The 20699-nt window shown below is 47.3% G+C and carries 24 protein-coding genes and 1 riboswitch; of the genes, 17 read left to right on the forward strand and 7 right to left on the reverse strand.

From position 1 onward, the window contains the following. Positions 1–7: 7 nt before the first annotated feature. The 3 genes from mecA to pepF all read left to right on the forward strand — a co-directional run bounded on the left by mecA (position 8) and on the right by pepF (position 4032). Complete coding sequence (gene mecA / locus NYE62_RS05760; RefSeq protein WP_003155032.1) at positions 8–664, forward strand: adaptor protein MecA; 657 nt, start codon at positions 8–10, stop codon at positions 662–664. Between the two features lie 150 nt (positions 665–814). After that, on the forward strand, positions 815–1975 hold the full coding sequence (locus tag NYE62_RS05765) for a competence protein CoiA family protein (protein ID WP_144464041.1): 1161 nt from the start codon (positions 815–817) through the stop codon (positions 1973–1975). Positions 1976–2202: 227 nt separating this feature from the next. Continuing rightward, entirely contained in the window at positions 2203–4032 is a 1830-nt protein-coding gene (pepF, locus tag NYE62_RS05770; RefSeq protein WP_099686889.1) for an oligoendopeptidase F, read from the forward strand. Between the two features lie 36 nt (positions 4033–4068). On the opposite strand, the gene NYE62_RS05775 is transcribed toward pepF, so the two are convergent. The 5 genes from NYE62_RS05775 to NYE62_RS05795 all read right to left on the reverse strand — a co-directional run bounded on the left by NYE62_RS05775 (position 4069) and on the right by NYE62_RS05795 (position 7318). Then, on the reverse strand, positions 4069–4236 hold the full coding sequence (locus NYE62_RS05775) for a hypothetical protein (RefSeq protein WP_003155026.1): 168 nt from the start codon (positions 4234–4236) through the stop codon (positions 4069–4071). A 286-nt stretch (positions 4237–4522) separates the two neighbouring features. Beyond that, positions 4523–5425, reverse strand: a complete 903-nt coding sequence (gene spxH, locus NYE62_RS05780) for a protease adaptor protein SpxH (RefSeq protein WP_251257084.1) — start codon at positions 5423–5425, stop codon at positions 4523–4525. Then, positions 5422–5820 (reverse strand): thiol management oxidoreductase, encoded by a 399-nt coding sequence (locus NYE62_RS05785; protein WP_003155023.1) that lies wholly within the window; start codon positions 5818–5820, stop codon positions 5422–5424. Before NYE62_RS05785 ends, spxH begins: the two co-directional genes overlap by 4 nt. 228 nt (positions 5821–6048) lie before the next feature. Next, positions 6049–6741, reverse strand: coding sequence for a lytic transglycosylase domain-containing protein (locus tag NYE62_RS05790; RefSeq protein ID WP_039251987.1), 693 nt, complete (start codon positions 6739–6741; stop codon positions 6049–6051). Positions 6742–6745: 4 nt separating this feature from the next. Further along, complete coding sequence (locus NYE62_RS05795) at positions 6746–7318, reverse strand: CYTH domain-containing protein (protein WP_014417426.1); 573 nt, start codon at positions 7316–7318, stop codon at positions 6746–6748. Between the two features lie 124 nt (positions 7319–7442). Between NYE62_RS05795 and NYE62_RS05800 the strand changes: the two genes are divergently transcribed. From NYE62_RS05800 to NYE62_RS05815, 4 genes are read left to right on the forward strand one after another with little or no spacing between them, the layout of a single operon-like run. Further along, entirely contained in the window at positions 7443–7808 is a 366-nt protein-coding gene (locus tag NYE62_RS05800) for a hypothetical protein (RefSeq protein WP_003155020.1), read from the forward strand. A gap of 27 nt (positions 7809–7835) precedes the next feature. Then, entirely contained in the window at positions 7836–8471 is a 636-nt protein-coding gene (locus tag NYE62_RS05805) for a GTP pyrophosphokinase family protein (RefSeq protein ID WP_326243963.1), read from the forward strand. A 17-nt stretch (positions 8472–8488) separates the two neighbouring features. Next, entirely contained in the window at positions 8489–9289 is an 801-nt protein-coding gene (locus NYE62_RS05810) for an NAD kinase (protein ID WP_003155018.1), read from the forward strand. 14 nt (positions 9290–9303) lie between these two features. After that, entirely contained in the window at positions 9304–10197 is an 894-nt protein-coding gene (locus tag NYE62_RS05815; protein ID WP_144664087.1) for an RluA family pseudouridine synthase, read from the forward strand. A gap of 33 nt (positions 10198–10230) precedes the next feature. Here NYE62_RS05815 and prpE read toward each other — a convergent pair whose 3' ends face one another. Further along, positions 10231–10980 carry a bis(5'-nucleosyl)-tetraphosphatase PrpE gene (gene prpE / locus NYE62_RS05820; RefSeq protein WP_007409101.1) on the reverse strand — a complete coding sequence of 250 codons (750 nt, stop codon included), beginning with the start codon at positions 10978–10980 and terminating at the stop codon, positions 10231–10233. Between the two features lie 228 nt (positions 10981–11208). On the opposite strand from prpE, the gene NYE62_RS05825 reads away from it, so the two are divergent. From NYE62_RS05825 to NYE62_RS05870, 10 genes are all read left to right on the forward strand, one after another. Beyond that, entirely contained in the window at positions 11209–13053 is a 1845-nt protein-coding gene (locus NYE62_RS05825; RefSeq protein WP_025284561.1) for a monovalent cation:proton antiporter family protein, read from the forward strand. Between the two features lie 53 nt (positions 13054–13106). Further along, a riboswitch (TPP riboswitch) is annotated at positions 13107–13215 on the forward strand. Positions 13216–13303: 88 nt separating this feature from the next. Continuing rightward, the gene (tenA, locus tag NYE62_RS05830) at positions 13304–14011 is read left to right on the forward strand and encodes a thiaminase II (RefSeq protein WP_015417218.1); all 708 of its coding nucleotides are present in this window, start codon (positions 13304–13306) and stop codon (positions 14009–14011) included. Beyond that, on the forward strand, positions 13989–14606 hold the full coding sequence (gene tenI / locus NYE62_RS05835) for a thiazole tautomerase TenI (RefSeq protein WP_122503865.1): 618 nt from the start codon (positions 13989–13991) through the stop codon (positions 14604–14606). Before tenA ends, tenI begins: the two co-directional genes overlap by 23 nt. Further along, positions 14590–15699 (forward strand): glycine oxidase ThiO, encoded by a 1110-nt coding sequence (gene thiO, locus NYE62_RS05840; protein ID WP_061862072.1) that lies wholly within the window; start codon positions 14590–14592, stop codon positions 15697–15699. The genes tenI and thiO overlap by 17 nt, the downstream gene beginning before the upstream one ends. Next, positions 15696–15899: a sulfur carrier protein ThiS gene (gene thiS, locus NYE62_RS05845; protein WP_039251972.1), complete on the forward strand. Its 204-nt coding sequence runs from the start codon at positions 15696–15698 to the stop codon at positions 15897–15899. The genes thiO and thiS overlap by 4 nt, the downstream gene beginning before the upstream one ends. Then, entirely contained in the window at positions 15896–16666 is a 771-nt protein-coding gene (gene thiG / locus NYE62_RS05850) for a thiazole synthase (RefSeq protein WP_007610655.1), read from the forward strand. The genes thiS and thiG overlap by 4 nt, the downstream gene beginning before the upstream one ends. Beyond that, positions 16663–17673 (forward strand): thiazole biosynthesis adenylyltransferase ThiF, encoded by a 1011-nt coding sequence (gene thiF / locus NYE62_RS05855; protein WP_039251967.1) that lies wholly within the window; start codon positions 16663–16665, stop codon positions 17671–17673. The genes thiG and thiF overlap by 4 nt, the downstream gene beginning before the upstream one ends. Before the next feature lie 22 nt (positions 17674–17695). Then, positions 17696–18508: a bifunctional hydroxymethylpyrimidine kinase/phosphomethylpyrimidine kinase gene (thiD, locus tag NYE62_RS05860; protein WP_015417222.1), complete on the forward strand. Its 813-nt coding sequence runs from the start codon at positions 17696–17698 to the stop codon at positions 18506–18508. Positions 18509–18638: 130 nt separating this feature from the next. Then, positions 18639–19415 (forward strand): enoyl-ACP reductase FabI, encoded by a 777-nt coding sequence (gene fabI / locus NYE62_RS05865; protein ID WP_003155001.1) that lies wholly within the window; start codon positions 18639–18641, stop codon positions 19413–19415. 97 nt (positions 19416–19512) lie between these two features. Beyond that, positions 19513–20121, forward strand: coding sequence for a CotO family spore coat protein (locus NYE62_RS05870; RefSeq protein WP_061581913.1), 609 nt, complete (start codon positions 19513–19515; stop codon positions 20119–20121). Between the two features lie 58 nt (positions 20122–20179). Here NYE62_RS05870 and cotZ read toward each other — a convergent pair whose 3' ends face one another. Continuing rightward, positions 20180–20623, reverse strand: coding sequence for a spore coat protein CotZ (cotZ, locus tag NYE62_RS05875; RefSeq protein ID WP_015417224.1), 444 nt, complete (start codon positions 20621–20623; stop codon positions 20180–20182). Between the last annotated feature and the right edge of the window lie 76 nt (positions 20624–20699).

Genomic DNA, 20699 nt, shown 5'->3' on the forward strand with positions numbered 1-20699 from the left:
TGGCAAAATGGAAATAGAAAGAATTAATGAGCATACTGTAAAATTTTATATGTCTTATGGTGATATTGAAGATCGCGGTTTTGACAGAGAAGAAATCTGGTACAATCGCGAGCGCAGTGAAGAACTGTTCTGGGAAGTCATGGATGAAGTGCATGATGAAGAGGAATTCGCTGTCGAGGGTCCTCTTTGGATTCAGGTTCAGGCATTGGACAAAGGACTGGAAATAATCGTAACAAAAGCCCAGCTTTCCAAGGACGGACAAAAACTCGAACTGCCGATCCCGGAAGATAAAAAACAAGAGCCGGCAGATGAAAATCTCGATGCTTTACTTGATGATTTCCAGAAAGAAGAGCAGGCCGAGAGCCGGGAAGATAAGGAGCAAAAGCTTCAGTTCACTTTGCGGTTCGATGATTTTGAGGATCTCATCTCGCTATCAAAATTGAATCTTAACGGAATCAAAACGACCCTGTATTCGTTTGAAGACCGATATTATTTATATGCAGATTTTTATGAGCAAACTGATGAAGAGGTTGAAAATCAGCTAAGCATCCTGTTGGAGTACGCGCACGAATCATCAGTCAGCATTCACCGTCTTGAAGAATACGGCAAATTGGTGATCGCTGATCATGCGTTATATACAATAAAAAAACACTTTGCATCATAACAAACCGATTTCTCTCAGCAGAAATCGGTTTTTTTTATTCTGAATGACATGATGAACGGATGAAAACCGTATAACGGCTCTCATCCGTAAACAGGAGTATGCCTTCTTCCTGCTGAATACAACAAGATTCAGGAAAGGAGAAGATGCAACATGTTCAGTGCTGTGAATGCCGACGGACGGCTCATTCAGCTGGCCGGAAGCTATTCAAAGGAAAAAGCGGCGGAGCTGAGAAAGAAACGCTGGTTCTGCCCCGTTTGCAAAAGTGAGCTTGATATCAAACTGGGGCGGGAGAAACTGCCGCACTTCGCTCATAAAAAAAGCAGGCTGTGTCCCGGGGAATCCGAACCTGAAAGCGAATACCATCTGGAGGGAAAAAGACAGCTTTTTCTCTGGCTGAAGACACAAGGGTGCAGCGTCAGCCTGGAACCGTATCTGACTTCCGCTGGACAGCGGCCTGACTTGACGGCAGAAAGCGGAGAAGAGAGGCTGGCTTTTGAATTTCAATGTGCGAATCTTTCGGCGGACTCTTTAAAGAGCCGGACGGCAGGCCTGAAAAACGCCGGGTACCGGCCGATCTGGATCATCGGGGCAAAACGGTTAAAACGGATGGCCGCGCAATTTTTCCGGCTTTCTGCTTTTCACTGGCAGTTCTTTGAAGTCCATTCATTTTCCTCCTTACTGTTTTACTGCCCCGACGCCCGCTCCTTTTACAGGCTGCATTCCATCACTCCGTTTTACACCGGCTATTCTTATGCCGGCTTAACCACAATCCCTCTTCACAAAGCAAACCTGAAAGACATTTGTCATCCGGAAGGGCGGCACAGCGTCAGACTTCCCTCGTGGGGACGTGCCGTAGCCGGCTTCCGCAGCAAAAGCGGGCGGTTTTTATCTGAAGATGCCGGTCTTATCCGGCGTCTTTTTTACGAAAGACATCAGGTTGCATTTCCATTTCTCCCATCTGAAGTGTTTATTCCCGTTTCAGCGGGCTTTGTGTTTGCCAGTCCCGTTTTTGTGTGGCAGAGCCATTTATACTTGCGGCTTGCGGAACTTTCTAAAAAAGGCGCGCCGATCCGATTATCCGGCATGGTTCATGATTTGCGGCAAAAAATCAGGCGTAAGGAGATTCGGATGCGGTATGGTTCACAAGATAGCCTTATCAGAATGGCGGTAAAACAATATGCTGATTTCTTATGCTTGCAGGATTTTTTAAGGGAAATTGAGAATGAAGTATATATGCCCTCATCTCAACGGAAGCTCCCTCAAACGGCAGAAGAGCTGCGCCGGAGGGATCTCCTCTTTTTTGGGGAATGAGAATGCTTCATTTCGTTCACCCTAACGTCAAGGTGGTGGCGAATGTGAGGGGCATACAAGCATTTTGTTTTCGTTTTTTCACTGTATTATTGGTATGCTCGGTCTTATATGCCGCATATAATTTGACAAAAGGCAGTGAAAAGCCGGAAGATAATCACAACACAAGTTTTTGGAGAAACAATCGTTTTTTCAATTGGCTTGAAGTAAAGAAAACGAGGGGGATCACCATGACTGAGGAAAATAAAGCAGCACAGCTGCCTGACAGAAGTGAAGTAAAGGCAGAGCATACATGGAGACTAGAGGATATTTTTCCTAGTGATGAGGCCTGGAATAAAGAATTTCAAGCAGTTAAAGAATTAATCCCGAATTTATCTTCTTTTAAAGGCACGCTTGCTCATTCGGCTGATAATTTATACGCGGCGCTTACGGCACAGGATGAAGTGACGAACCGCCTTGGGAAACTTTATGCATACGCGCATATGCGCTCAGACCAGGATACGGGAAATTCTTTCTACCAAGGGCTGAACGACAAAGCCGCAAGCCTGTATTCCCAGGCTGCCAGCGCGACTGCTTACATTGAACCGGAAATTCTGGCGATTCAGGAGGACAAGCTGCACCAGTTTATTCTGGAAAAAGAGGAGCTTAAACTTTACTCCCATGCAATTGAAGAAATTACAAAACAGCGTCCGCACGTGCTGAGCGAACAAGAAGAGGCCCTGCTTGCGGAAGCCTCAGAAGCGCTGTCCTCGCCTTCCAATACATTCAGTGTTTTAAATAACGCCGATATTACATTTCCGTCGATTAAAGATGAAAACGGCAAGGAAACTCAAATCACACACGGCAACTTTATTAATTTCCTGGAAAACAGCAATCGTGAAGTCCGCAAAAACGCATTTGAAGCCGTATATAAAACATACGGACAGTATAAAAACACGATGGCGACTACACTCAGCGGCACTGTGAAAAAAGATAATTTTTACGCCCGTGTGAAAAAATATAAATCAGCACGGGAAGCGGCTTTATCCAATAACAGCATCCCTGAAGAAGTTTACGATAACCTTATTAAAACGATCAATAAACATCTTCCGTTATTACACCGTTACATTGACCTGCGGAAAAAGGTTCTCGGCCTTGATGAAGTCCATATTTATGACCTTTACACACCGCTCGTAAAAGATTCGGGAATGAAGGTCACATATGAGGAAGCGAAAGATTATATGCTCAAAGGACTTGCTCCGCTGGGCGAGGAATACGCGTCTATTTTAAAAGAAGGACTTGAAAACCGCTGGGTCGATATATACGAAAATAAAGGAAAACGCAGCGGTGCTTATTCGTCCGGTACATACGGCACGAATCCGTACATCTTGATGAACTGGCATGACAATGTCAATAATCTGTTTACGCTCGTTCACGAGTTCGGCCATTCCGTGCACAGCTACTATACGAGAAAATATCAGCCGTATCCGTACGGTAACTACAGCATTTTTGTCGCTGAAGTTGCTTCAACGACTAATGAAGCGCTGCTCGGTGAATATATGCTGAACAGCTTAAAGGATGAAAAACAGCGTCTGTACCTGCTCAACCACATGCTTGAAGGATTCAGAGGCACAGTGTTCAGACAGACGATGTTCGCTGAATTTGAGCATCTGATTCATACGAAAGCGCAGGAAGGCGAGCCGCTAACGCCTGAACTGCTGAACGAACTTTATTATGATCTGAATAAAAAGTATTTCGGTGACAACATGGTGATTGATAAAGAAATCAGTCTGGAATGGTCAAGAATTCCGCATTTCTATTACAATTATTATGTGTATCAATATGCGACAGGCTACAGTGCGGCCCAAGCGCTGAGCAGCCAGATCTTAAAAGAAGGCAAGCCTGCGGTGGAGCGCTATACCGAATTCTTAAAAGCGGGAAGCTCGGAATATCCGATCGACATACTGAAAAAAGCGGGAGTTGATATGACATCGCCTGAACCGATCGAGGCGGCCTGCAAAATGTTTGAAGAGAAACTGAACGAAATGGAAGAGCTTCTTTCGAAAGTGAACCCTTCGTAACCAAAAAAGCCTGTGCATTAGATGCGCAGGCTTTTTCTAAAATCCCTTAAACGTTTTTCGGTGATTCAGCCGGTACAAGGCAAACAATATGGAAAGAAACAGCAGGGGAGATGTAATGTAAATCGGCAGCATGTGCATCATGGCCAGCAGGTTTAAAAAGAAGAAAAACACAATCATTCCGATGATCAATACGGTGCGGAGCATTGATTTCCCTCCTTGTTTTTCATTGATATATTCTATGAAAACAAGCAGTCAGTTATGTTTTGTGACAAAAATATGAACATTAATCTTATGGCTTGTCAAAACTCGACAAGATTTGATATGATAAGGATGTGAAATTGATCACAAACAAACATTACCCCTTTGTTTGACCGTGAAAAATTTCTCCCATCCCCTTTGTTGTCGTTAAGACATATGAAACCGCGCTTATCCCGGCGCGGTTTCTTTATTTGCACAAAAAAAAGCCGGCTCCGTAAGGAATCAGCTTTTTTTAATGATCACAACAGGTGACATCCTCCTGGTTGCCGGTCAGAGACTTCCAAAACAGACCGTGCTTTGCTTCCACTCTGGCGACCTTTTTGGCGAATGCCAGTTTTTTCATTTCTTTTTCAACTTCTTCTAGACTCAAATCATAAACGAGTGCGATTTCTTTCGATGCGACAAACCGGAAATATTCAATGAAACATTCCAAAGGCGGCGTTTCAGAAGGCTTCGGTTCATCCCCGAGCATTTCGAATAAGATCTCTTCGTATACGTCATAAGAATAGTTGCCGGGAACCTTCAGCCCTTCATCATCATGCAGGCTGTTAAAGAACGTCAATGTCGGGTTGACGGTGACGTCCATTTCCGCCGCGATTTTCATATCGCACTGAAGCGCTTTTACCGCGCTTTGCGAATGGAGGTCGCGCTTGAATTCTTCAACATCCAATTTCGTCTTTTCGGCAATTTCTAAAAGAACGTCTTCATCCGTAATATTCTGCTTGGAAACAAACAGGCTTTCCTGCATGCTGCGGAGAAACAGAATGCCCGCTTTTCTTCCCTGCAGTTCGGCCGCTTTTAAAGCGAGTGCGGCAAGGTAGGGCGATGAAAGAGGCTGATCCTGCTCAAGCCAAAGGCTTCCGTCACAGGGCATCCCGGAACGGTTCGCAATTTTTTCCCAAGCTTCGGCAAGAAGGTGTTTTTTCCGCTTTTGCTTATTCAGCGATGTAATGCTCGCGGAAACAATGATCCGCAGCGTAAAAAAACGACCGTATTTGATTTTTAATTTTTTTATGGCGGGCTCCAGCGACCAGCATTCAGGACATAAAGGGTCGACAAACATGTAAATTTCGAGCGGTTTTTTTGGATGTCCGTGGCAATGGGCGAAGTATTGCTCATGCTGATAATTCGTCAATATGATCGATCCTCCGCTTCTGACTGGTTTACCATATGCCTGGCCGTCAGTTCCAGACGCCCGTACAGAAATTCACGAATATCGCCCTCCAGCCCGACCTGATCCATCGCTTTGCTCATACAGCTTAGCCACGCATCAGCCCTCTCGTCCGTAATCGGAAAGGGGAGATGCCTTGCCCTGAGCATGGGGTGTCCGTGCTCTTCAGTATAAAGAGGAGGTCCGCCCAAATACTGGGTTAAAAATTGCTTTTGTTTTCTGGCCGTTTCAGTCAAATCACTTGGAAATATCGGCTTCAGCAAGGGATGAGACGAGACACGCTCATAAAAAGTATCAACAAGTTGCGATAGAAGTTCCTCTCCAATCGCTTCATATGGTGCGTTAAACGATTGTCCCATGTTGACTACTCCTTTATATGGCTAATAGGAATCATAATTCCCATTGCGAATTTATCTTTCAGTTTTACTATCTTCAGTTACTGTATATTTTAGCAATAACATTTTATTTCTACAAACAAAGTGCCTTTCTGTCAGGCGCTTGTATTTCATATCATATCACATCGCCTTCATTCATGTGTAAGATTTCACTCCGCAAAAAAACCAGAGGGCGAAGGAAGCCTCTCTGGTTTACGCGTAATACTGTTTGGTTATGTTTTTGACATATTGCTGTGTTTCCTTAAACGGCGGAATGCCTCCGTACCGATCTACGTTGCCGGGGCCTGCGTTGTAGGCGGCTAACGCCAGAGATACATTTCCGTCGTATTTCGTGAGCATCTGCTTTAAGTACTTTGTGCCGCCCTCAGCGTTCTGGACGGGATCAAGCGGGTTTGACACCCCGAGTGATTCTGCCGTGGAAGGCATGAGCTGCATCAGTCCCATTGCCCCCGCACCGCTGACCGCTTTCGGATTAAAGCCTGATTCCTGTTTAATAACCGCGCGGATCAGCTTTTCGTCCACTCCGTATTTTTCAGCTGCTTTCTGAATGGCGCTGTCTATTGAAAAGTTTCCGGTGCTGATATCAGAAGCCGCATCCGGAGACTTGATGCCCGGGGAAGCGGAAGCGGTCTGTGAAGCAGCCGCGGAGCCGGATGAAACGGGAATTCTCGGTGAATATGAAGCGTGAGCGGTCCGCACACCGTTTAAAATTCCCGATTCCGGCTGCTGCCGGACGGCTGTGTCCGTATACTGGCTGAGCAGCGCGCTGAAATTTGCAAGCGGGCTTTCTGAAGATTGTCCGCCTGAAGCCGTGCTTGTATGAGAGATTGATTGCAGCGCCATTGATTGCAGCTGGAGAAGGGCCGCCCAATTCGTTATATTCACTGTGTCATTCCACCTTTTTTTGTTTCTGTTCATAAAAACGCTGGATTTTATTTTTCGTGATTCGCTCTGGGATGCCGAATTGCTTGAGCAATTGTTCAAACGCCCGTTTTCCTTCATCCCAGTCAGCAGCCTCGAATTCCAATTCAAAGTCTTCTTTCTCTAAATATCGGCTGTGATCTAAAATGATTAAGCCTTTTTCTGATTCTTTTTCCGCGCGTGCGGTCGACAGCGTCCCGAAATAGCAAATGTGTTCTGAGTTGATTCCGAGACCTTCCAGCTGACGTTTGACGGGGCCATCCGGAATCTTGAAGACGTCAAGATCAGGTGCCGCAAGCTCTTGGTGGGTTTCCAGCAGACCGACCGCGGCAGGCTCTTTTAACGTCAGAACGAACGCGCCGTCTTTTTCTCGGATGCGGAGTGCTGATTTTTTTTGTTTCAGGGAAAAATCTTTCGTGTCGAAATAATGATTGACCTGCTGTTTAAAATCATGTTCTTTCATGCAGAGTGCTTCACTCAGCTTCAGAAATTCTGATTTTGTCAGCAGGTTTTTGAATTCAATTTCTATTTCTTGGGTCATGACAGTCTTCCTTTCAGGACGAAAAATTGTATAATTCCCATTATCTCTTTAGAGGTTACGTTTATCAATATCGACCTTGATATGATAAAATAAATGCTGTACTTTGTTAAAAAAGGAGAACATTATGCAAAAGAGAATTGAAATCCAAAATGCATCATTAACAGAAGACGCGCTCCGCTTGAAGTGCGGAGAGGACTTAAGCGGAGCGGAACGCAAAGCCTCAGGTCAAATGCTTGTTGATTCCGATCACTTTGCTTTTGTATACATACTTGAATCAGCTGACTCTTTTGAATATGTCATTATAAAAGAACATATCTGGCCGGATCTGAAAGAAGCCTTAGACCAAAGAAAACCGGCGGTCCTTGAGGCCGGCGGAAAAACGGTTGAACTTTCAGGGCTGCATGAAGAACTCGATTATCTTCTTGAAAATATTAAAGATAATGCAAACTACGGAGATATGGAAGAAAAAGTGAAAAGCGTATTTCTTTAGAACAGGTTCGGAATTGGGGGATGTACGATGGATGACAAACAATGGGAGCAATTTCTAGCGCCATACCGCCAGGCTGTTGAAGAATTAAAGGTGAAGCTGAAAGGCGTCAGAACCCTTTATGAGTATGAAGATGACCACTCACCGATTGAGTTTGTGACAGGCCGCGTGAAGCCGGTGGCGAGCATACTTGAAAAAGCGAGACGAAAAAGCATACCGCTTCATCAGATTGAAACGATGCAGGATATCGCGGGGCTGCGTATTATGTGCCAATTTGTCGATGATATCCAGATCGTCAAAAATATGCTGTTTGCCAGAAAAGATTTTACCGTTGTCGATAAGCGGGATTACATAGCAGAGCATAAGGAAAGCGGATATCGGTCTTACCACCTTGTCATTTTATATCCTTTACAAACAACGTCCGGAGAAAAGCACGTTCTTGTGGAAATACAGATTCGGACGCTTGCCATGAACTTTTGGGCAACCATTGAGCATTCACTGAATTACAAATACAGCGGGAACATTCCCGAAAAAGTAAAGCTGAGGCTGCAGCGGGCCTCAGAAGCCGCATCCCGGCTCGATGAAGAAATGTCAGAAATCCGCGGAGAAATCCAGGAAGCCCAAGCCGCGTTCTCGCGAAAGAAAAAAGCGGGAGACCGCCAGTAGGAAAGGAGGGGAATGGCATGAAATTTGCCGTTTCTTCAAAAGGAGACGAGGTTTCAGATACACTGAAAAGCAAAATACAGGCGTATTTACTCGATTTTGATATGACCTTGGATGAAAAAGAGCCGGAAATCGTGATTTCCGTCGGCGGTGACGGAACGCTTCTTTACGCATTTCACAGGTACAGCGACCGTCTTGATAAAACGGCTTTTGTCGGAGTTCACACGGGGCATTTGGGTTTTTATGCCGATTGGGTTCCGCAGGAGATAGAAAAGCTCGTTCTGGCCATTGCCAAAACGCCGTATCATACCGTGGAGTATCCCCTTCTTGAGGTGATTGTCACTTATCATGATGAAGAGCGTGAGGAGCGGTATCTGGCTTTGAACGAATGTACGATCAAAAGCATAGAAGGCAGCCTCGTCGCTGACGTGGAAATTAAAGGCCAGCTGTTTGAAACGTTCAGGGGAGACGGTTTATGTCTGTCCACGCCTTCCGGAAGCACGGCTTATAATAAGGCGTTAGGCGGCGCAATCATCCACCCTTCCATCAGGGCGATTCAGCTTGCTGAAATGGCATCCATCAACAACAGAGTGTTCAGGACTGTCGGCTCGCCGCTTTTGCTTCCCGATCATCATAACTGTGTCATCAAACCGAGAAACGACGTCGACTTTCAAGTCACAATTGATCATTTAACCTTGCTGCATAAGGATGTCAAGTCCATTCTATGCCGTGTGGCAAATGAAAAAGTCAGATTTGCAAGATTCCGTCCTTTTCCGTTTTGGAAAAGGGTGCAGGACTCCTTTATCGGAAAAGGCGAATAGAAAGAGGAAACGGATTGGACAACTTTTTTATCCAAAAGAACATGACTGCCCGGGAAGCCGGCATGACGGTAAAAGAATATACGGCGCAGCTCGGCATTTCAAAGCGGCTTCTCGCTGACATTAAATTCGGCGGGGGAGACCTGCTTGTGAATGGAGAGCATGTAACCGTCCGCGCCGTGTTAGCGGAAGGAGACGTGCTTAAGATTGAATTTCCGAAGGAGCATGTGAGTGAAACGCTTTTGCCTGAGCCGGTTCCTCTTGATATTCTTTATGAAGATGACCATGTGCTTGTGATCAATAAACAGCCGTATGTCTCCTCAATTCCATCAAGAGAACACCCGTCGGAGAGCATCGCTAACGGAGTGATCAGCCACTACCGAAAAAGCGGCATACAATCAACGGTTCATCTTGTCACCCGCCTTGACAGGGATACATCGGGGGCGATGCTGATCGCCAAACATCGGCTTTCCCATTCTCTTTTGTCGGCAGCGCAGAAGAAGGGGCTTGTCAGCAGGCGGTATCTCGCTGTCGTACATGGGGTCATGCTGCAGAAGGAAGGAACGGTGGACGCGCCCATCGGAAGAAAACACGACAGTATTATTGAGCGGATGGTAACGCCGGAGGGACAACGAGCGGTGACGCATTTTCAAACGGAAAAAGCGGGACATGCGTTTACGCTTGCAGCCCTGCGGCTGGAAACGGGGCGGACGCATCAAATCCGGGTGCACATGAGCTACCTCGGCCATCCGTTAGTCGGTGATACACTGTACGGCGGAAAAAATGAGGGAATTGCCCGGCAGGCTCTTCACAGTGAGCGGCTTTCATTCGTACACCCCATGACCGGAGAAACGCTCGTTTTTCAGGCCCCGGTGCCTGACGATATGAAAACATTAATTGAACACGTGTAAAGCCCGAACCGTTTACCGGTTTCGGGCTTTTTTTTATGCCTGCCTTCCGTGATCCTCGCGAAATCGTGAGGCATCATAGGGCATTGAGCTTTCCACAGAGACGGTTTCATGCTCTGGAAAGCGAAAGCCTGTCAGTTGATTGCCGAAGACGCATCCTGTATCAATGTTGATTGTACGGTTGACGATCCGGGGGCGTTTTACCGGGGTATGGCCGTAAACAATCCATGCCTTGCCTTCATAAGCGGCGGCCCAGTCTCTTCTGACGGGTCTGCCGTCGGGATACGTTTCACCCGTGATATCGCCGTACAGAACAAATTCTTTTACCTTACGCGAGTATTTACCGATATCGTCAGCTTTTATGCCGGCGTGAGCGACGACGAGATCGCCATTATGTAAAATGTCATAAAGCGGCGCTGACTCATATAAGCGGATGAATTGTCTGGAGACTTCCGTTCTGTCGGCGGGAGACAGCTCTTTCAGTTCGGCTGCCGTCGTTTCCAGTCCGTGCATCACTTTTACGGGGTTTCCTTTTAAGTAACGATACAGTTTGTTGCAATGATTTCCCGGGACATAACGGACGGCTCCTTTTTCATATGCTTTTGCCACAAAACGCATCACTTCTACGGATTTTGGGCCTCTGTCCGTTAAATCCCCCGCAAAGACAAGCGTCCTGCCTTCAGAGTGAACGGGCGTTCCGTCTTTCACTTCATATCCGAGCTTTTGCATTAACGCGATCATTTCGTCATAACATCCGTGTATATCGCTGATGATGTCGTAAGCCATTCGTGTCAGCCTCCTTATTAACGGTTTTTTATTTATTATGGGGCTAATTCCTATACCTAATTACGCTGTTTTTGCACAAATTAAAAAAAGAATTGAAGAAATAAAGCCTTATCACTTTTTTTTCGCGTTCAGCCTTGTTAGAATATGCGTTATGTTTTTAAAAAAAAGTAAGGTTTCGCCCGCTTAAAGCGGGCTTTTATAACCCTTGTTTTAAGGAGGTATTTACGAATGGAACACACATCAGTCGCATCTTTAGTCGTCGTTCTGATCGTCGCTTTTTTGACGCCGCTCCTTTTACATCGGTTTAAGCTCAGCATCCCCGTCGTCGTCGCGGAGATCATCATGGGGCTTATTATCGGAAAAAGCGGCCTGAATCTTGTCGTTCAGGGAGACACGTGGCTGGAGACGCTGTCTGTTCTCGGCTTTATCTTTTTAATGTTTTTAAGCGGCTTGGAAATTGATTTTTCTTCATTTGAGAAAGGGAAGAAAAAACAATTCCTTCCGAACGGCAAGGAAGCGCCCAACACGTTTTCTGCCGCACTGATTATCTTTTTCGGCATCTTTATTTTATCATTGCTGCTGTCCTATGCCTTTGTATTAGCCGGTTTTATTCAAAACGCATTTTTAATGACGCTTATTATTTCGACGATATCACTCGGTGTGGTGGTCCCGACTTTAAAGGAAGAACGGATTATGAACTCCAATATCGGCCAGATCATCCTGCTTGTCGCCGTTATCGCGGACTTGGCTACGATGATTCTGCTCGCTTTCTTCTCTTCTCTTTACGGAGAAGACAGCGGAAATATGTGGCTTCTGTTGATTCTCTTTGCCGCGGGGGTCGTGCTGTATTTCTTCGGCAGGATCTTTAAACACCGTTCATTTGTGCAGTCGATGTCTAAAGGCACCGTGCAGATCGGCACGAGAGCCATTTTCACACTGATTATCGTGCTTGTCGCTTTATCGGAATCTCTCGGGGCGGAAAATATTCTCGGCGCGTTTTTGGCAGGCGTTCTGGTATCGCTTCTGTCTCCGAATAAAGAAATGGTGGAACAGCTTGATTCCTTCGGCTACGGGTTTTTAATTCCGATCTTTTTCGTCATGGTCGGGGTGAAATTGGACATTTGGACGCTTTTCCAAGATCCGAAAACGTTAACGATGATTCCGCTGCTTCTGCTTGCGCTGTTTATCAGCAAAATGTTCCCGGTGTTTTATTTAAAGAAATGGTATGACAAAAGAACCGTGTTTGCTTCGGGCTTTTTGCTGACGTCCACGCTGTCGCTTGTTATCGCGGCGGCTACGATCGGAGAAAGGCTCCACATTATCAGCGCCAATATGTCCGGCGCGCTGACTTTAGTTGCGGTTATTGCCAGCATCATCACGCCGATCGGCTTTAAGAAATTATACAAACGGCAAAGTGCGCCGCAGGAAAAAAAGCGCATTACATTTATCGGCGCCAACCAGATGACGCTTCCGGTTACGCTGGAATTGCCCGATGAGGAATATGAAGTACGGGTCGTCCATGTGTATCAGGAAAATGCCGGGGAAACGCTTGCGGAATCCGTTTTTTCGGTTGACACGATTTCTGATTACGAGCCCGGAACGCTTGAGTCGCACGGTATTTTCAAAACGGATATTCTTGTCGTGGCGACGGGAAATGAAGATGTGAACGCTGAAATCGCCTTAATAGCGAAAGAGAAAGGGACTGAGCGTATCATCGCAAGCGTCGGCTCGGTTGAGCATGAAACAAAACTGAAAGAAGAGGGCATCAGTATTTTTTCTATCCTTCTGTCTACAAAGACGCTCTTGCGCGCATTAATTGAGGCGCCGGGCGTGATGAGCCTCCTGACGAATGAGGAGTCTTCGTTATATCAGATCAATCTGGAAAACCCGGCGTATAACGGCATCATTCTGCGAGAATTTCCGCTGATGGGCGATGTGATTTTCGTCCGGATTTTCAGAGGTGTGGACAGCATCGTTCCGCACGGAGACACGCGGCTGAAAACAGGAGACCGTCTCATCGTCACGGGCTCGCGCAACTACGTGTCGGAACTGAGAAAAATCCTTGAAGCTTGACCAAATTGCAATTCGTGATAATATAGAAGGCATAACAAATAAATCAATAATCGTATGACCACTAGGGGTGTCCTTCATAAGGGCTGAGATAAAAGTGAGACTTTTAGACCCTCATAACTTGAACAGGTTCAGACCTGCGTAGGGAAGTGGAGCGGTATTTTTTGGGGGTTCCTTTTATCCATTTAAATTCCAAACCACTTTTCCGATGCGGGAAGGTGGTTTTTTTTATTTTATCAGGGGGGAAGACATAATGACATTTTCTGAAGAATGCAGACAGGCGGCTGCCGAATGGTGGGACGGAAGTTTTGTTCATCCGTTTGTAACGGGAATCGGTGACGGAAGCCTGCCGATAGACCGTTTCAGCTATTACGTGCTGCAAGATTCCTACTATTTGACGCATTTTGCAAAAGTTCAGGCGTTCGGCGCCGCATATGCCGAAGACTTGTTTACGACGGGCAGGATGGCGGGCCACGCTCAAGGGACATATGAAGCGGAAATGGCGCTGCACCGCGAGTTTACGGAGCTTTTAGGGATTACGGAAGAAGAGCGTGCGGCATTTAAACCGGCACCGACCGCCTATTCTTATACGTCTCATATGTACAGATCGGTGATGAGCGGCAATTTTGGAGAAATATTAGCTGCGCTTCTGCCCTGTTATTGGCTATATTATGAAGTCGGCGAACACTTAAAGGAGTGCAAACCGGAGCATCCGATTTATGAAAAATGGATCGGTACATACGGCGGAGACTGGTTCAGACAGCAAGTCGAAGAACAGATCAGCCGTTTTGACGAGATTGCTGAAAACAGCACAGAGGACATCCGCGCGAAAATGAAAGAGAATTTTGTGATTTCAAGCTATTATGAATATCAATTTTGGGGAATGGCCTATCAAAAAGAAGGCTGGTCCGAGAAGGGCGGAAAAGAGGTGGAATCTTTTGGAGCTGCACGCGGTAACTGATAATCGCAAATCCGTTGCCGAGCTGGCCGAGGATATTCTTTCGATTCAGCGCGAAGTAAGCTTTATCCATATCCGTGAGCGGGATAAAACAGCGGGAGAAATCATGCAGCTTTTGTCCCTTTTGAAAAAGGGCGGTGCGGATAAGGACAAATTGATCATCAATGACAGGGCGGATATCGCGCTATTTGCCAATATACACCGTGTTCAGCTTCCGTCCCGCAGCTTTTCCGTAAAGCAGGTGCGAAGCAGATTTCCCCATCTTCATATCGGACGTTCGGTTCATTCGCTGAAAGAAGCCATCCAAGCTGAAAAGGAAGATGCGGATTATGTGGTGTTCGGCCATGTATTTGAAACCGAATGTAAACAAGGACTTGAAGCAAGAGGCATCAGCCTGCTTTCAGAGATCAAACGCACGCTTTCCATCCCCGTTATCGCAATCGGCGGAATGACACTGCAGACGATCGGACACACAAAGCAGGCGAAGCCGGACGGAATTGCCGTCATGTCAGGCATTTTCTCAGCTGAAAATCCTGAGGAGGCGGCAAAACGGTATGCACGCGCGGTAAGGGAGGCCGATTATGAAGAAGCACTATGATACGGCGGTGATCGGCGGCGGAATTATCGGGTGCGCCATTTCTTATGAGCTGGCGAAGACGCAGCAAAACGTTGTCTTGTTTGAAGCCGGAGAAGTCGGCCGAAAAACGACAAGCGCTGCCGCGGGAATGCTGGGCGCTCATGCGGAATGTGAAAACCGGGATGCGTTTTTTGATTTTGCCATGCACAGTCAAAGGCTGTATGAAGCGGCGGGGCAAGAGCTTGAGGAAGCTTGCGGCATTGACATCAGGCGCCATAACGGCGGAATGCTTAAACTGGCGTATACCGAAGAAGATATCGCCCGTCTGCGGAAGATGGATGATCTACCTTCCGTCACCTGGCTTTCAGCGGAAGATGCCCTTGAAAAAGAGCCTTACGCTTCAAAAGACATTCTAGGCGCAAGTTTTATAAAAGACGATGTCCATGTCGAACCGTACTATGTTTGCAAAGCGTATGCAAAAGGGGCGCGGCGCTATGGCGCTGACATATATGAGCATACACAAGTCACCTCCGTAAAACGAGTGAACGGAGAATATTGCATCACAACGTCCGGCGGGGATGTCTATGCTGACAAAGTCGCAGTTGCAAGCGGTGTATGGAGCGGCCGGTTTTTCAGCCAGCTCGGCTTGGGACAGCCTTTTTTTCCTGTAAAAGGAGAATGCCTTTCCGTGTGGAATGACGATACCCCGCTGACCAAAACCCTTTACCATGATCATTGTTATGTCGTCCCGAGAAAAAGCGGCCGGCTTGTCATCGGCGCCACGATGAAACAGGGCGACTGGAGCGATACGCCTGACATCGGAGGAATTGAGGCCGTCATTGCAAAAGCGAAAACCATGCTTCCCGCCATCGAACATATGAAAATAGACCGGTTTTGGGCGGGACTCAGGCCGGGAACAAGAGATGGAAAGCCGTTTATCGGGCGGCATCCTGAAGACAGCGGGATCATATTCGCCGCCGGCCATTTTCGGAACGGCATCCTGTTGGCGCCGGCAACTGCTGAAATGGTGCGGGATATGATCCTGGAAAGACAGATTAAACAGGAATGGGAAGAAGCGTTTCGAATTGATCGCAAGGAGGCTGTTCATATATGATCCTTCAGCTGAACGGAAAACAAATTGATTGGAATCAAAATGAGGGGACGGTTCAGGATTTGCTTGAATCGTACCAGCTTGATCAAAGAATCGTAGTTGTGGAGAGAAATAAAGAAATCATTGAAAAAAAGAATTATGAAAAGACGAGTTTGTGTGACCGCGATGTCATAGAAATTGTCCATTTTGTAGGAGGCGGATGAGGATGTTAACAATAGGCGGAAAACAGTTTCAGTCAAGATTGCTGTTAGGAACGGGAAAATATCCGAGTTTTGAGATTCAGAAAGAGGCGGTGGCCGTCTCGGAATCAGATATTTTAACCTTTGCGGTGCGGAGGATGAACATCTTTGAAGAGTCTCAGCCTAACTTTCTCGAACAGCTTGATTTGTCTAAATACACGCTTCTGCCGAATACGGCCGGCGCCGCAACGGCTGAAGAGGCGGTCCGAATCGCAAGGCTTGCCAAAGCTTCAGGGCTTTGTGACATGATAAAAGTAGAAGTCATCGGATGCAGCCGGTCACTTTTGCCTGATCCGGTTGAAACGCTGAAAGCATCAGAACAGCTGCTCGAAGAGGGATTTATCGTGCTTCCGTATACGTCAGATGATGTCGTGCTCGCAAGACGTCTTGAGGAGCTCGGAGTGCATGCCATTATGCCGGGCGCTTCCCCGATCGGTTCCGGTCAGGGAATTTTAAATCCGCTGAATCTTTCCTTTATCATTGAACAGGCGAAGGTGCCGGTCATTGTCGATGCCGGCGTCGGATCTTCAAAAGACGCCGCCTACGCGATGGAGCTCGGGGCAGACGGCGTGCTGTTAAATACCGCTGTGTCAGGCGCTGATGATCCGGTCAAGATGGCCCGGGCGATGAAGCTTGCCGTAGAAGCGGGCCGCCTTTCTTATGAAGCCGGGAGAATTCCGGTGAAAGATTACGGAACTGCAAGCAGTCCGCGAGACGGTCTTCCGGTATGACGGAGAGATATTCCAGACAGGAGCTGTTTCAGCCGATCGGTCCCTCCGGCCAAGAGAAGCTCCGGTCGTCTCATGCCGTGATTATCGGCGCGGGTGCGCTTGGGACGGCAAGTGCGGAGATGCTTGTCAGAGCAGGGGTCGGGAAGATAACGATCGCTGACAGAGATTATGTGGAGTGGAGTAATCTCCAGCGCCAGCAGCTTTATACCGAAGACGATGTCAGACAGGAAATGCCGAAAGCCGCGGCGGCTGAAAAACGGCTTCGATCTATAAATAGTGATGTAGAGGTCGAGGGATTTGTCATGGATGTCACTGCGGAAAACGCACCCGGATTGATTCGTGATGCCTCCCTCATCGTGGATGCCGCCGACAACTTTGAAACGAGGCTGATTGTGAATGATGCGGCTGTACAGAAAGGGATTCCCTTTCTGTACGGCGCCTGTGTCGGCAGCTACGGGCTCTCTTTTACCGTCATTCCCGGTGTCACGCCGTGCCTTCACTGTCTGCTTGAAACATTGCCTTTAGGCGGTATGACATGCGATACGGCGGGAATCATCAGCCCGGCTGTATTGCAGACGGCCGTTTTTCAGGCAGCAGATGCGCTGAAGCTGTTAACGGGCGGATCTATCGAGCATGTTCTCCGTTCCTTTGATTTATGGAAAAATGAACGGTCAGAAATAAACGTCGCCCGTCTTAAGTCGGCTGATTGCCCAAGCTGCGGCACAAACGATTTTCCGTTTTTATCCTATGAAAATCAGACAAAAGCGGCGGTTCTGTGCGGGCGGAACACGGTGCAGATCAGAACGGGGATCTCCGAGCAGGTTGATCTGCAAAAACTTGCGGGACAGCTCAGACGGACAGGGCTTGATGTTTCAGCCAACCCGTATTTAATTTCGTTTTGCACAGACAATTTCAAGATGGTACTGTTTCGTGACGGCAGAGCATTAATACACGGCACAAGTGATATCAGCAGAGCGAAATCCTTTTATCATAAATGGATCGGATAATGCGAAAGGAGAGAAAAACATCATGAGCATATGCAAAGCATTGACGATTGCCGGATCAGATTCAGGAGGCGGCGCCGGTATACAGGCGGATCTCAAAACCTTTCAGGAGCTCGGCGTTTTCGGGATGTCAGCCATTACAGCGGTAACCGCCCAGAACACTTTGGGTGTTCACGGCATTTATCCGCTCACCCGGGAAGCGCTGGGCAGCCAGATTGACGCGGTGGCGGAAGATTTGCGGCCTGACGCTGTAAAAACGGGAATGCTGTGGAGCGCGGAAATGATTGCGGAAATTGCGGAAAAAACGGATCAGTACGGGCTTGATCATGTCATCACCGACCCCGTCATGATTGCCAAAGGAGGTGCTTCCCTGCTGCGTGAGGAATCTCAGGCCGCGTTAAAAGAGCTGTTAATTCCGCGCAGCTATGCGGTGACGCCGAATGTTCCGGAAGCTGAGGTATTGACGGGAATGGAAATCCGCACGTTTGAGGACCGGAAAAAAGCGGCCGAACGCCTTTGCAAGCTTGGTGCAAAGCATGTCATCATAAAAGGCGGACACCAGCCTGAACAGGGGAGGATCGTTGATTTATTATTTGACGGTTCGTCTTTTACACAAATCAGTCACGCTTATATTGACACCAAACACACCCACGGAACAGGCTGCACGTTCGCAGCCGCGCTGACGGCGGAAACGGCAAAGGGGAAAAACATTCAGACCGCGTTTGAGACAGCCGTCAATTTTGTGCGGGAAGCCGTGGAACATACGCTTGGCATTGGAGAGGGACACGGCCCGACCAATCATTTTGCCTTTAAAAGGAACAGTCTGCAGACGAGATAAAAAAGAGACCGCTTCAACATCCGCGGTCTTTTTCCCATGCTTTCAATCTGGACAAGGTTATGATATGATAAAAATTAAGATCAGGTACTAAAACTATGTCTTTAAGACGATTACAGGAGGCTTTATACATATGAATTTCTCACTTGAAGGCCGCAACATCGTTGTGATGGGCGTTGCCAATAAACGCAGTATCGCATGGGGAATCGCCCGTTCGCTGCATGAAGCCGGAGCGCGCCTCATTTTCACTTACGCGGGAGAGCGCTTGGAAAAATCAGTTCATGACCTTGCGGCTACATTAGAAAGAAATGATTCCATCATCCTTCCGTGTGATGTGACAAATGACGCTGAGATCGAAACTTGCTTTGCGAGCATTAAAGAGCAGGTCGGCGTGATTCACGGCATCGCGCACTGCATCGCGTTCGCAAACAAAGAAGAGCTTGTCGGCGAATATTTAAATACGAACCGCGAAGGATTCCTGCTTGCGCATAACATCAGTTCTTACTCTCTGACAGCGGTCGCAAAAGCGGCGCGTCCGATTATGACTGAAGGCGGAAGCATCGTTACACTCACTTACCTCGGCGGAGAGCGCGTCGTTTCAAACTATAACGTAATGGGTGTGGCAAAAGCGTCTCTTGATGCGAGCGTCAGATATTTAGCCGCTGACTTAGGAAAAGAAAACATCCGCGTCAACAGCATTTCAGCAGGACCGATCCGTACGCTGTCTGCAAAAGGAATCAGTGATTTCAACTCCATCCTGAAAGAAATTGAAGAGCGCGCGCCTCTGCGCCGCACGACAACACCTGAAGAAGTGGGCGACACGGCTGCATTCTTGTTCAGTGACCTGTCAAGAGGCATCACGGGCGAAAATCTTCACGTTGATTCAGGATTCCATATTACCGCACGTTAAATAACAAGCAGTCCCTTTCAGGGATTGCTTTTTTCTTTCTTCTGATTTTAATCATTCCGTCATATAAATAAAACATGACAGAATCGGAGGGATGAAGATGTCAAAACAAAACAGAAACGCGGAAAAAAAACCGCTCATGTATATTGTTCAGGCGGATTATTCAGACACGCAATCATCAATGCAGGACATATTAATCAAAAAAAGGAAAGCGCCTCAGCTGCCGGAAGAAGAGCCGATGCATGGAAAGCGGGAGGAAGAATGTCAAACTCAGCCTGAAGGAGCAGTGGCTGTCGAACCAGAAAAGCAAGTACCTGAACAGCACAGCCGCGCAGAAGAAGCCGTTCAAGAAGTTCCGGCGCAAGCGGAGCAGGACACTGCCAAGCCCGACGCCGCTAAAAAAGAGCCTGATGCCGCTAAAAAAGAGCCTGAAGCGGTTCACAATGCCGCCCCAGAGGAAAAGGTTCCGCCAAAGCGCGTGAAAAAGCCGATGAGCAGAATGTCCATTCTTGAAAAAATTGATTTCTTAACGAAGCTGCCGCATAATATGCCGCGGACCCTTTGTCTGATAGAAGCCAACGGGAAAACCTACAGAGGCGTAATCGTCGGCAGAAAAAATAATGCGATCTTCCTGCGGACGACAAGCAACGGAGCGCCGGCAGAACTCGCAATAGACGATATTACCTCGCTGCATCCGCTTGGATTTTAACCATACAAAAAGCTGCCTGAATTCTTTCATCCGGCAGCTTATTTTTATGCTTTTTGATTTAAGAATGTGTGCGGTTGATCAGTCTCGGGTTCAGGCAATTGATGGCGCAGAAGCTATGGAGATCGACTTCAACGCAATAGTTCGTTTTTTCTAAACGGAATACATCGCAGAGAGAGTCTTTATCTGTAAAATCAAGAATGTGCTTATGCTCGTCAAAAGCAATAAGCAGGCTTAATGTGGCACAGCCGTCACAGACCCTTTCAACTCTGAAAAAAACGGTATTAAAGCACGGACCGTTATCCAGCTCGCCGACGTTTCCGAATGCGGTGAACGGTTTCGATTTTGAGGTGAAGATGGCGAACGGCACTGTATCGCCTAATGTATAAGCCGGAGATAAAAGTTTAGAATAACAGCCTGTCGGGCAATCTTCTTCAACCGCATTTTGCAGGTCTTCAATATTTTCTACCGCTTCACGCACACAGTATGTTGTATGCTTGCTCATAATATCCCTCCTGACTTCACGTTTTAAATGGTACCGGTTTAAACGATATCGGAGAGTCAGCCGCCCGGAAGTCCGG

The sequence above is a fragment of the Bacillus sp. FSL K6-2861 genome, assembly GCF_038630725.1.
GTDB lineage: Bacteria > Bacillota > Bacilli > Bacillales > Bacillaceae > Bacillus > Bacillus velezensis.

What these genes read in the sequence shown, in the direction of transcription:
- NYE62_RS05825 (WP_025284561.1), top strand. Translation starts at nt 11,209, where the DNA reads ATGGAACACACATCAGTCGCATCTTTAGTCGTCGTTCTGATCGTCGCT.
- cotZ (WP_015417224.1), bottom strand. Translation starts at nt 20,623, where the DNA reads ATGAGCAAGCATACAACATACTGTGTGCGTGAAGCGGTAGAAAATATT.
- thiG (WP_007610655.1), top strand. Translation starts at nt 15,896, where the DNA reads ATGAGGATGTTAACAATAGGCGGAAAACAGTTTCAGTCAAGATTGCTG.
- pepF (WP_099686889.1), top strand. Translation starts at nt 2,203, where the DNA reads ATGACTGAGGAAAATAAAGCAGCACAGCTGCCTGACAGAAGTGAAGTA.
- NYE62_RS05800 (WP_003155020.1), top strand. Translation starts at nt 7,443, where the DNA reads ATGCAAAAGAGAATTGAAATCCAAAATGCATCATTAACAGAAGACGCG.
- NYE62_RS05775 (WP_003155026.1), bottom strand. Translation starts at nt 4,236, where the DNA reads ATGCTCCGCACCGTATTGATCATCGGAATGATTGTGTTTTTCTTCTTT.
- thiD (WP_015417222.1), top strand. Translation starts at nt 17,696, where the DNA reads ATGAGCATATGCAAAGCATTGACGATTGCCGGATCAGATTCAGGAGGC.
- fabI (WP_003155001.1), top strand. Translation starts at nt 18,639, where the DNA reads ATGAATTTCTCACTTGAAGGCCGCAACATCGTTGTGATGGGCGTTGCC.
- thiS (WP_039251972.1), top strand. Translation starts at nt 15,696, where the DNA reads ATGATCCTTCAGCTGAACGGAAAACAAATTGATTGGAATCAAAATGAG.
- thiO (WP_061862072.1), top strand. Translation starts at nt 14,590, where the DNA reads ATGAAGAAGCACTATGATACGGCGGTGATCGGCGGCGGAATTATCGGG.
- mecA (WP_003155032.1), top strand. Translation starts at nt 8, where the DNA reads ATGGAAATAGAAAGAATTAATGAGCATACTGTAAAATTTTATATGTCT.
- NYE62_RS05785 (WP_003155023.1), bottom strand. Translation starts at nt 5,820, where the DNA reads ATGGGACAATCGTTTAACGCACCATATGAAGCGATTGGAGAGGAACTT.
- NYE62_RS05795 (WP_014417426.1), bottom strand. Translation starts at nt 7,318, where the DNA reads ATGACCCAAGAAATAGAAATTGAATTCAAAAACCTGCTGACAAAATCA.
- prpE (WP_007409101.1), bottom strand. Translation starts at nt 10,980, where the DNA reads ATGGCTTACGACATCATCAGCGATATACACGGATGTTATGACGAAATG.
- NYE62_RS05870 (WP_061581913.1), top strand. Translation starts at nt 19,513, where the DNA reads ATGTCAAAACAAAACAGAAACGCGGAAAAAAAACCGCTCATGTATATT.
- NYE62_RS05765 (WP_144464041.1), top strand. Translation starts at nt 815, where the DNA reads ATGTTCAGTGCTGTGAATGCCGACGGACGGCTCATTCAGCTGGCCGGA.
- NYE62_RS05805 (WP_326243963.1), top strand. Translation starts at nt 7,836, where the DNA reads ATGGATGACAAACAATGGGAGCAATTTCTAGCGCCATACCGCCAGGCT.
- thiF (WP_039251967.1), top strand. Translation starts at nt 16,663, where the DNA reads ATGACGGAGAGATATTCCAGACAGGAGCTGTTTCAGCCGATCGGTCCC.
- NYE62_RS05810 (WP_003155018.1), top strand. Translation starts at nt 8,489, where the DNA reads ATGAAATTTGCCGTTTCTTCAAAAGGAGACGAGGTTTCAGATACACTG.
- tenA (WP_015417218.1), top strand. Translation starts at nt 13,304, where the DNA reads ATGACATTTTCTGAAGAATGCAGACAGGCGGCTGCCGAATGGTGGGAC.